Source organism: Deinococcus sp. AB2017081 (assembly GCF_034440735.1).
In the GTDB taxonomy this organism is placed as follows: domain Bacteria; phylum Deinococcota; class Deinococci; order Deinococcales; family Deinococcaceae; genus Deinococcus; species Deinococcus rufus.
The window spans coordinates 2,396,661-2,406,129 of sequence record NZ_CP140098.1 but is presented as its reverse complement, the minus strand read 5'-3'; the positions used below and the strand labels follow the sequence as shown (position 1 = coordinate 2,406,129).

At 69.0% G+C, this 9,469-nt stretch carries 11 protein-coding genes; 10 read left to right on the top strand and 1 reads right to left on the bottom strand.

Translation table 11 applies throughout. The features are described 5' to 3' along the window. Positions 1-3: 3 nt before the first annotated feature. Positions 4-738: a hypothetical protein gene (locus U2P90_RS11625; RefSeq protein ID WP_322472237.1), complete on the bottom strand. Its 735-nt coding sequence runs from the start codon at positions 736-738 to the stop codon at positions 4-6. 72 nt (positions 739-810) lie between these two features. Between U2P90_RS11625 and U2P90_RS11620 the strand changes: the two genes are divergently transcribed. The 10 genes from U2P90_RS11620 (at position 811) to U2P90_RS11575 (ending at position 9,469) form a co-directional block, all read left to right on the top strand. Then, on the top strand, positions 811-1,665 hold the full coding sequence (locus tag U2P90_RS11620) for a terminase small subunit (RefSeq protein WP_322472236.1): 855 nt from the start codon (positions 811-813) through the stop codon (positions 1,663-1,665). Continuing rightward, a complete protein-coding gene (locus U2P90_RS11615; protein WP_322472235.1) occupies positions 1,662-3,341 on the top strand; it encodes a hypothetical protein in 1,680 nt (559 codons plus the stop codon). Before U2P90_RS11620 ends, U2P90_RS11615 begins: the two co-directional genes overlap by 4 nt. A 66-nt stretch (positions 3,342-3,407) precedes the next feature. Further along, positions 3,408-3,632 carry a hypothetical protein gene (locus tag U2P90_RS11610; RefSeq protein ID WP_322472234.1) on the top strand — a complete coding sequence of 75 codons (225 nt, stop codon included), beginning with the start codon at positions 3,408-3,410 and terminating at the stop codon, positions 3,630-3,632. Positions 3,633-3,707: 75 nt separating this feature from the next. Continuing rightward, positions 3,708-5,483: a hypothetical protein gene (locus U2P90_RS11605; RefSeq protein ID WP_322472233.1), complete on the top strand. Its 1,776-nt coding sequence runs from the start codon at positions 3,708-3,710 to the stop codon at positions 5,481-5,483. A 25-nt stretch (positions 5,484-5,508) separates the two neighbouring features. Further along, positions 5,509-6,009, top strand: coding sequence for a DUF5662 family protein (locus tag U2P90_RS11600; RefSeq protein ID WP_322472232.1), 501 nt, complete (start codon positions 5,509-5,511; stop codon positions 6,007-6,009). A 15-nt stretch (positions 6,010-6,024) separates the two neighbouring features. Beyond that, a complete protein-coding gene (locus tag U2P90_RS11595) occupies positions 6,025-6,822 on the top strand; it encodes a minor capsid protein (RefSeq protein WP_322472231.1) in 798 nt (265 codons plus the stop codon). A 33-nt stretch (positions 6,823-6,855) separates the two neighbouring features. Further along, positions 6,856-7,152, top strand: a complete 297-nt coding sequence (locus tag U2P90_RS11590; protein WP_322472230.1) for a hypothetical protein — start codon at positions 6,856-6,858, stop codon at positions 7,150-7,152. 39 nt (positions 7,153-7,191) lie between these two features. Beyond that, complete coding sequence (locus U2P90_RS11585) at positions 7,192-7,908, top strand: hypothetical protein (protein ID WP_322472229.1); 717 nt, start codon at positions 7,192-7,194, stop codon at positions 7,906-7,908. Beyond that, the gene (locus U2P90_RS11580) at positions 7,905-8,321 is read left to right on the top strand and encodes a hypothetical protein (protein ID WP_322472228.1); all 417 of its coding nucleotides are present in this window, start codon (positions 7,905-7,907) and stop codon (positions 8,319-8,321) included. Before U2P90_RS11585 ends, U2P90_RS11580 begins: the two co-directional genes overlap by 4 nt. Then, positions 8,318-9,469, top strand: coding sequence for a hypothetical protein (locus U2P90_RS11575; protein ID WP_322472227.1), 1,152 nt, complete (start codon positions 8,318-8,320; stop codon positions 9,467-9,469). The genes U2P90_RS11580 and U2P90_RS11575 overlap by 4 nt, the downstream gene beginning before the upstream one ends.

The window sequence follows — 9,469 nt, the reverse complement described above, 5'->3', positions numbered from 1 at the left end:
GCTTCACTGATCGGGTTGAAACGCGGACAGCGGCAATGTTCGAGGGCGGTACTGCAGGAATGAATTCCACAGCACTGACCATTGCTTAGCTTCAGTGGAGGGGAGCCCAGCCGCCAGCAATCGAAACAATATGTATCCCAGCGTGCCGAAAGCTCGTGCCAACTCAGCATGGATGGGCTCCTGCAACGCTTGCCCTGCCCCGTCCATTAAGCGTCGAGAGAACTCTGCTTCGTCCGGGAACAACGCTCGGCCGACCGCAAACTCCAGCTGTTGCCAGTGACGTTCAGGGCTATCACCCTTGGCTGGCTGGCCCCCGAGCGCGTCAATGTGGATATATCGACCCTGCCGTGCAAGGTCGTCCAGAATCTCGGCAGCCGGTCTGAACCACATTCCAGTCTTGAGATAATTGAGCCCCCAGCGCGCATCTTCCCGCCTCAGATATTCGGTAGGGAAAAGATCTGCCACTGCATCCGAGAGGTACAGCACTCGGTGTCCTATTGCGCGGAAATCCTGCGCTCCTGGCCACTGACCGGTGTGTTCTTTCATCGCCAGTGCCCAGGCCACCTTGAGCATGCGTTCAGTGCCGCCAGCCAGGTCGATCATGAATAGGAAGCGGGCAGTCTCTCCAGCGTAGAGAGGCTGCCCGACTCCAGCGATGCCGCGGCGCAGTAGGGCTGCAGAACGCTCCATTTCCTGATCCAGGCTGTAGACGCGAAGGATGCGTTCTTTCTCGGTCATGCCGCAGCGTAACTGCACACAACAGCGTCTGGATGCGCATTTGCGTGTCACACACGCCGCCACTCTGCTTTCATGACGCGCAAGGCGCGCAAAGCGCAGCCCAAGGGGCCCGCTGCAGCCGAAAGGGGCAGGTCGGCGTCTGAGCCCACGACGTTCGCGCAGGCCTTCGCCCGACTGACCCCACAGCGCCGCGCATTCGTCGCCAGCTACCTGGAACGCCCGAACGCCACCCGCGCCGCTAAAGCCGCGAACTACAGCGAGAAAACGGCCCGCTCGCAGGGCCAGCGCCTGTTGACATCTGCTGACGTCAAAACCGCCCTGCGCCTGGGCTGGGCCGAAGCCGGCATGGGGGCCGAGGAAGTCCGCGCCAGGACAGAGGAAGTCGCCCGCACGACCCTGGAGGACTTCTTCAGCTTCGAGCGGCAGGAGCACCGGCCGTACACCTACCGTCCGGTCGCGGAGCTCCTGACCGAACTCTTCGCCCAGATCGACTTCGAGGAGCGCTTCGCCCAGCGCGCCGGCCTGAGCGGTAAGGAACTCAAGGCCCACGCCGCCGCCCAGCTCCAGCGCCGCCGGGACGCCACCCGCATGGAACTGGAGATGGAGGCCGACCCCTACGCCACCCGCTGGGTGCCCGGCCCGCCCGTGCTGCGGGAGGTGCCGCGCCTGGATCTGGCCAAGGCCCGTGACCTCGGGGTGCTGCACCTGGCGAAGAAGATCAAGCCGACCCCGAACGGCCTGGCCCTGGAACTCCAGGATCCCGAGCAGGCCCGCGTGCTGATCGGCCGCCTGCATGGGTTGTGGGCGAAGGACGACGACGCGCCCAGCACGGATGACGGCCTCCCTGAGGGGACGGGGCTGGAGGACGCCAGCGACGAGCAACTGGCGGCCGAGCTGACCCGCCTGCTGGGCCAGGGGGCCGGGTGACCGCGCCGGCGATCTACCCCAGCCGCGAGGCCGCGATCCGCGAGAGTCTGATCCGCCACGCGGCCGTGCGGGCGATCCAGATCCGCTCGGAGATGATCCGCCGCGCCAGCCTGCTGCGCGAGGCGAACGCCAGTGCGCCCCTGCGTCTGGCCCTGATCGAGCGCTGCCGCCGCGACCCCGCCTTCTTCATCGACACCTTCGCCTTCACGTTAGACCCGCGCAACGTCGCCGAGGGCCTGCCTGGTGTGCTCCCCCTGCGATTGCGCCCGAAGCAGACCGCGTACGTGGCATGGCTCGACGACCGCCTGAGAGCCCGCCAGAACGGCCTGACCGAAAAGTCCCGCGACGAGGGCATGACGTGGGTGATCTGCGCGTACTACGTGCACCACTGGCTGTTCTGGCGGGACTTCCAGGGCGGCATCGGCAGCCGCAAGGAGATGCAGATCGACCGCCTCGGCGACATGAACTCGATCTTCGAGAAGATCCGGTTCATCATCGACAAGCTGCCCAAATGGCTGCGCCCGCGCGGCTTCAAACGCCGCGTGCACGCCAGTTTCATGAAGATCCTCAACCCGCAGAACGGCAACGCCATCACCGGCGAGGCCGGCGACAACATCGGGCGCGGCGGCCGCAGCACCCTCTACTTCGTGGACGAGCACGCGGCCATCGAGCGCCCCGAGAGCGTGGACAGCGCCCTGTCGGCCAACGCGAACACCATCATTTACGGCAGCACCCCGAAGGGCGTCGGCAACCTGTTCTTCAAGAAGCGCTTCAGCGGCAAGATCGCCGTGTTCACCTTCCACTGGCGCGACAACCCCGACAAGAACTACGAGGCCCGGCACCTCGACGCGGACGGCGACCTGGTCACGATTCATCCCTGGTACGAGTGGGCGGTCGACCGTATCGACGACCCGGTGATCATCGCCCAGGAGATCGACATCGACTACACGGCGTCCGTGCAGGGCATCGTGATCCCGGCGAAGTGGGTGCAGGCGGCGCTGCACCTGGCGCTGCCCGCCGAGGGGCCGAACCAGGGCGGCCTGGACGTCGGCGCGGAGGGCGGCGACAAGACCGTGTACGCCCGGCGGCACGGGCCGGCGCTGCTCCGGGTGCTGGCGTTATCTGGGGACGGCATTGAGGACGACGTGCGCGAGCTCGCCACGGCCGACCACGTGCAGGTGCTGTATTACGACCGGCTGGGCGTCGGCGCGGGCATCACGCGCACCCTGCACCGCGACCGCGAGACCCTGCCGTTTCACATCGAGGGACTGGCGAACTCCCAGAAGCCCAGCGCGACCGAGTACGGCGACCGGCCGGAGCTCACTGCCCGGCAGCGCTTCGACAACTACGCGGCCGAACTGTGGTGGCGGCTGCGCCTGCGCTTCCAGGCGACGTTCCGGCGGGTGGTGAAGGGCGAGGCGATCCCGGACGACGAGTGCATCAGCCTCGCGGCCCTGAAGGATCACCCGGACGTGCAGAAGGTCATCGCGCAGCTGTCTCAGCCCACCTACAAGAAGACCGGCACCACCGACAAGATCGTCGTGAACAAGTACGGCGAGGGCAGCATCAGCCCCGACTTCGCCGAGGCGATCATGTACGCCTTCGCGCCGCCGCCCGACCTCGAACCGGCGCGGCCTCCAGCGGGCGGGGGCTATGGCCTGGGCGAGCGGCCCTGAGTGTCACCCACGCGGCCACGCTGTCCCGTGAAGGTCAGCGCCAGCGCTGGCCGAAAGGAGACTCCTATGGAACGAACCCGTGCGAAGTTCAAGGTCGTCGGCAAGACGGAAGGCACCGACGGTACCGGCAACGTCTCGCTCCAGGCCGTGCACGCTGGCAGCGAGGAAAACGAGGCGTTCTTCCGGTACACGCCTGCCGGCAGCATCAACCTGAACATCCTGAACCCCCAGGCGATGGCGGCGTTCGAACAGGGTGCCGAGTACTACGTGGACTTCACGAAGGCCGAGTAGCCGACACCTGAGTGCTGATCCTGGCCGCCCTCCGGGGCGGTTTTTCCGTGTCACCCACGCGGCCACACTGCCCGTATGACCCTCACCCTGCCCGCGTCCTATGCCCCGGCACCGGCCGCGCGTGTCCTGAAGCAGGGCCAGGGACTCGTCAGCAAACGCGCCGGGGACGCCACCCTGACGCTCACCGCCACCCTGTTCGCCGGCGACCACTGGGCCGGGGGCGCGGGGTGGAGTGGCCCGCTACCCCGCAACGCCGCCGACGGCGAGCTCACCGGCCTGGTCACGGGCGAGATCCAGCGCACCTTCGTCTCCCGGAACCTCCTGCGCGACGTGGTGATCCGCCACCGCAACGGCATCGCCGGGCGCGAGCCCCTGTGGACGCTCAGCCCCCGCCGGGGCCTGAAAAAGGCTGAAAAGCCGACCGCCGACGAACAGGGCCGCATCGACGCCTACTCCGCGGCGCTGACCGAGTGGTGGGACGAGAGCGGCGCGTGGCCCGCCGTGCAGCAGGCCCTCGACACCGCCCTGTGGAGCGGCAGTGGCCACCTGCGGCTGTTCATCAGCGCGGACGCCCTCGACGACCTGGCCCCCGACGCCGACGGGCGGCCGCAGCGCGGCATCCGCTCGGGCACGCCCCTGGCCGACGTCATGAAGAAGCTGAGCGTGCACGCGCCAGCGTGGGCGCAGAGCGCGGTCACCCGCGACACCGACGGCCGCGTGACCGGGGCCGTGCACACCTGGACGGACGACGGCGGCCGCCCGCACTCCGAGGTGCACGAGCGGGTCGGTGGGAAGACCGTGCTGCACCCGGATCTGCTGCCCGCCGGCACCGACGCCGACGGCCGCCCGGCGGTCGAGTACCCGGTGCCCGACCTGCTGCTGTACGAGCTGCGCCTGACGCCCCTGGTCACCGACTCGATCCGCCGCCTGAGCCGCTGGCTGGACAAGACCCTGACCATGGGCAGCCGCAACATCGACCTGGGCGGGTTCACGGAGACGACCCTGCTCAACGCCCAGATGCCCGAGGGCGAGTACGTCACTGAGCCTGGCACCGGCCGGAAGGTCTGGAAGGCCCCCCGGCCCCACCTGCGCGGCGCGGGCGTCGTGAACTACGTCACCGGGTTCCCGATCCTGAAGCCCGACCCCGACACCGGCAAGATGGTGCCCGGTGGCGTCAGCACGCCCAGCATCGTCTACAAGGATCCGACGCCCTTCGCCGTGTTCCAGGACTCGCTGAACACCGCGCGGGAACTGATCTACGACGAGGCCCAGCAGCTGCACGTGCTGATCACCGGGGACGCGGCCGCGAACGGCATCAGCCGCCAGCAGGCGGTGAATGACTTCCTCTCCGGCCTGGAGACCACGCGCATCCAGCTGGAGGCGCTGCTGCGCTGGCTGCTGAGCACCGTCCTGGCACTGGCGCTGCACCTGAGTGGGCAGGCGGGCGCGGCCCAGGATCTGCGGGTGCGGGTGCAGGCCCGCGCGAGCGCCGTGCAGCCCACCCCGGCCGAGGTCGAGACCGCCCTGAAGCTCCACCAGACCGGCAGCATCAGTGAGGAGACCTTCCTCCAGCGCGTCGGGGTGGAGGACGTGCAGGCCGAGCGCGACACCCGCGCCTCCGAGGGCATCACCCCCGCCATCGCCCTGCGCCTGTGCGAGGCCGCCCCCGCGCCGTGGATCGCCACGCGGGCGCTCCAGCTGGCGTTCCCAGCGCTGGGCATCGCCGACGCGGACGTGGCCGCCCAGAAGGCCATCGACCTGATGGAGACGGGGAGCGAACCGGGCGGCACAGACGCACAGGACAATCTGCCGGACGACGGCAACGACGATCTGGAGGCTGAGACCGGATGACATGCCCCCACTGCAAGGTCTGCCCATGACGACATACGATTCCCGCCCGGACACCTACGCCCACATCACCGAGGTGCGCGGCCTGCTCCTCGCCGTGGCGGCTGACCTGACGCGCCGGGCCCACGCCCACGACCTGAGCAAGCTGGCCAGCCCTGAGGTCGAGGTGTTCGACCGCGTGACGCCCCGCCTGCGGGAACTGGAATACGGCAGCGAGGCGTACAAGGCCAGCTTGGCTGAGATGGGCACAGCGCTGACCCACCACTACGCGCACAACGACCATCACCCGGAACATCACCCGGACGGCGTGCAGGGCATGACGCTGATTCAGGTCGTGGAGATGCTGTGCGACTGGATGGCCGCCACCAAGCGCCACGCCACAGGCGATATCCGCAGGAGCATCGATCTGAACGCGGCCCGCTTTGGCTATGGCGAGGAGCTGAAAACCCTCCTGCTGAACACCGTGGCGGAGCTGGAACGGGGGGCGCTGCGCCACGCGGACACGGATATCGAGGCGTTCCGCCGCTGACGGCCGGGCATCCCCATGGCCGACCTGCGCCTGACCGAACTGCTGCGCGTGCTGGATCTCGCCGCCCTGCGCGAGCAGCGGCATATGAGCACCATGCTGCGGGCGGTCGTGCGCCAGTACCGGGCCGTGTCGCTGGCCGACGTGACCCGCCAGCTGCGCGAGGCCCTCGACGCGCCCGACACCCGCAGCGCCAGGGCCCGCACTGACCTGGTCTTGAAAGCGCTGGACATTGCCGTGAAGGAACTGAAGCTGCCGCCCGCCCAGGCCGAGCGGATCGTCCGGAGCGCCGTGCGGGGCCGCGTGCAGTCGCTCGACGAACTGATCCGGCTCCAGAATCCGCAGTTCAGCTTCAACGATCCCCGCGAGGTGCAGGCCCGCGCCGTGTCTGTCGCCCGCCGCGACATGAACACGTACTGGGCGAAGGAACAGCGGCGCTTCCGGAGCGACGTGGCGCGGGTGACCCGCCAGGCGATCCGCACGGGGCTGAATTCAGAGCAGGCGGCTGACCTGCTGCAGGCCCGCCTGAAGGTCAGCCGCAACCGGGCGGTGCTGATTGCGACGGATCAGCTGCTCACCGCTGCGGCCACCGCCGACCGTCTTCGGCAGCGCGACATGGGCATCACCGAGTACGTGTGGCGCAGCCAGCACGACCAGAAGGTGCGCGACCGGCACCGGGTGCTCGATCGCCTGGGCCGCCGGGGCGTGCGCCGCCGCTGGAGCGGGGAGCCGGACGGGATCTACCCAGGTAAAGAAATCCGGTGCCGCTGCCGCGCCGTGCCGGTCGTGCCGGCTGCCCTGCCCCGCGCGGCCTGAGCGCGGTTGTCACCCACCGCCGCAGCCTGGGCCATGGAACCCGAACGCCTCGCCACGCACCCCCACACCCCGACCCGGCCCGGCACCGTCGTGCAACTGCCCGGCTGGCACGGCACCTTCACCGTGCTCTCCAGCTTCGTGGCGTACCAGGACAGCAAGCCGCGCCACTGCTACCTCCTGCGCGACGAGAACGGTGACCTGTGCGCCTCAATCAACACCTGGCACACGCCCTTCGAGTGGGTCAGTGATCGCCTGGGGCAGCTCCAGGCAGCGGCGCGGGAAGAGGCGGCGCTGCGCGAGGCCGTCCGGCGGGCCGTGGGCGAGGACTGAGCCCCGCGTGGGTGTCACGCCCGCCACGACACTGCCTGTATGACCCAAGGGGCTGCCGCCGACACCACCGCGCAAGGCGCGACCACCACTTCCTCTGCCCAGACCGGCGGCACAGACCATCTGCGCCTGACAGACGCCGAGTGGCGCGCCAAACGCAAGGGCGAACTGGCCGACGCCGCCGTGGACAAGCTCGTGCAGAAGGTCATCGACCTGGAAGCCGACGCCCACAAGCTGCGCCAGCGCCAGACCCCCGAGGGCAGCCGCGTGCTCACCGCCGACGAGGCCAAGGCGTATGACGCCTACGTGGCCCTGGGCAAGCCTGAGACCCTCAAGACCGAACTGGAGACCGGCAAGGCCGCCGTCACCGAACGGGACACCCTCAAGCGCAGCGCGGAGATCGCGGCCGTCGCCGACGTGGTCAAGGCCAAGACCAGCGTGCTCACGGAGCGGCTGAACCTTGATGAACTGACCGCGAAGGTGCAGGGTGAGGGGGACAAGAAGGCCGTGCACGTCTTCGACAAAGGCGGCAAGGATCTGGGCGAACTCCGCGCCTACGCCGACCAGCACTGGGCCGACTACGTCCCGTCGCTGTTCCCGCAGGGCGGGTCGCAGCAGAACCAGGGCACCGTCGTCACGCCCCAGGCCGGGGCCGGCACCACCAATTCCAGCACTGGCGTCACCGGGTATGCCGCGCAGGTGCTCGCCGCCCGGCAGGCCGCCGCCAATCCCACTCCCCCCACTGGAGGAACCGCATGACCCTCAAGACGTATGGCCTCCCGGCCTTCGTGGCCGACCGGGCCACCATGAACACCTTCGGCACCGGTGTTCAGATCGACTTCTCCAAGTTCACGGACGCGAAGTACGGCGTGGCCGGCAAGCGCCGCATCCCCGCCGGCACCGTGATCGAACCCGTCACCGACGTGGGCGCGCCCGCGTACCTGTGCGGCCCCGCGTCCGGCACCGCCGGCAAGCTCGCGCTGCTCCTGAAGACCGATGCGGAGGAAGACAGCAAGGTCGACGCCCACACCGGCTACGGTGCCTTCGCCGCCGGGGTCGTGTACGAGACCCTGCTGCCCGACGCGAGCGGCGCTCCGCGCGTGCTGTCCGCTGCCCTGAAGACCCAGCTCGGCGCGCGCTGGACGTTCATGAAGTACGAGGACAAGCGATGAACCTGACCTGGGCTGCCGTGATCGCCGCGCTGTCTGCCAACCGCGCCCTGATCCAGATCGCCAACACCCCGCCCGCCGCCAGCGAGTACCTGGGGGGCCGCTTCCTGCCGCGCGTGCAGATGCCGGACTACGACATCGACGGCGGCCTGATGGAAGTGCGCTCCGTCATGGCCGGGCACGTCGGCATGGACAGCGCGTACCCGCAGGGCAGCGCCATCCAGCTGTCCACCTACGGCCACAAGACCGCGAAGCTGGCCCAGTCCATCCAGCTCGACGAGGCCCCGGCCCGCAACCTCCAGAAGCTGCTCACGCTGGCGCAGGCGGGGCAGACCACCGGCCGCAGTGTGCAGGACTTCATGGGTGAGGCCGGCCTGAACCTCTACACCAAGGGCATCGTGCAGTCGCTGGACGACTCCGCCGAGTACCTGACCCTCCAGGCCCTGACGCGCGGCAAGATCGACTGGACGTTCAACGGCCGCCGCCTGCAGGCCGACTACAAGGTGCCGGCCGAGAACCGCATCAGCCTGACCGGCACGAACAAGCTCTCCGGCACCACCTCCGGGTTCTGGAAGGCGATCAGCGACGCCGAGAAGATCGTGAAGGGCTCGGTCGGCATCGTCACCAGCCAGAAGACCCTGCAGACGATCATCGACAACCCGGTGCACCGCATCCAGGTCGTCAGCGACACCTACAGCCCGGAGCGCAACATCCGCACTGTGCAGGTGCGCCGCACGCAGAGCCTGCAGGCAGATGGCAACGGCGGCTTCGTGATCGGCGCGACCGGCGACCAGGCGCAGAGCACGACCATCATCGGGTACGGCCGCGAGGGGCAGATCATCGACCCGACCACGCCGGGCGAGACCATCGGGGTGCAGATGGCCCCCGACAACGTCATCGCCGTGATCGGCCGCAACACCACGGGGCAGCTCGTGAGCCTGTCGGGCACCCCGATCCCCGAGCAGGCCCTGGGGTACTACCACGTGGCTCCCACCGTCGAGGGCACGTGGCGCGGGGAACCGCTTGGCCGCTGGGGCCGGCTGTTCACCCCTGAGGCCAACCCGTACCAGCTCGTGGCGGAAGGCGTGGAGAACGGGCTGCCCGTGATCCGCAACGGCAAGCGCCTCGTCATCATCGAGAGCGAGGCCTGA

What these genes read in the sequence shown, in the direction of transcription:
- U2P90_RS11625 (WP_322472237.1), bottom strand. Translation starts at nt 738, where the DNA reads ATGACCGAGAAAGAACGCATCCTTCGCGTCTACAGCCTGGATCAGGAA.
- U2P90_RS11620 (WP_322472236.1), top strand. Translation starts at nt 811, where the DNA reads ATGACGCGCAAGGCGCGCAAAGCGCAGCCCAAGGGGCCCGCTGCAGCC.
- U2P90_RS11610 (WP_322472234.1), top strand. Translation starts at nt 3,408, where the DNA reads ATGGAACGAACCCGTGCGAAGTTCAAGGTCGTCGGCAAGACGGAAGGC.
- U2P90_RS11605 (WP_322472233.1), top strand. Translation starts at nt 3,708, where the DNA reads ATGACCCTCACCCTGCCCGCGTCCTATGCCCCGGCACCGGCCGCGCGT.
- U2P90_RS11600 (WP_322472232.1), top strand. Translation starts at nt 5,509, where the DNA reads ATGACGACATACGATTCCCGCCCGGACACCTACGCCCACATCACCGAG.
- U2P90_RS11595 (WP_322472231.1), top strand. Translation starts at nt 6,025, where the DNA reads ATGGCCGACCTGCGCCTGACCGAACTGCTGCGCGTGCTGGATCTCGCC.
- U2P90_RS11590 (WP_322472230.1), top strand. Translation starts at nt 6,856, where the DNA reads ATGGAACCCGAACGCCTCGCCACGCACCCCCACACCCCGACCCGGCCC.
- U2P90_RS11585 (WP_322472229.1), top strand. Translation starts at nt 7,192, where the DNA reads ATGACCCAAGGGGCTGCCGCCGACACCACCGCGCAAGGCGCGACCACC.
- U2P90_RS11580 (WP_322472228.1), top strand. Translation starts at nt 7,905, where the DNA reads ATGACCCTCAAGACGTATGGCCTCCCGGCCTTCGTGGCCGACCGGGCC.
- U2P90_RS11575 (WP_322472227.1), top strand. Translation starts at nt 8,318, where the DNA reads ATGAACCTGACCTGGGCTGCCGTGATCGCCGCGCTGTCTGCCAACCGC.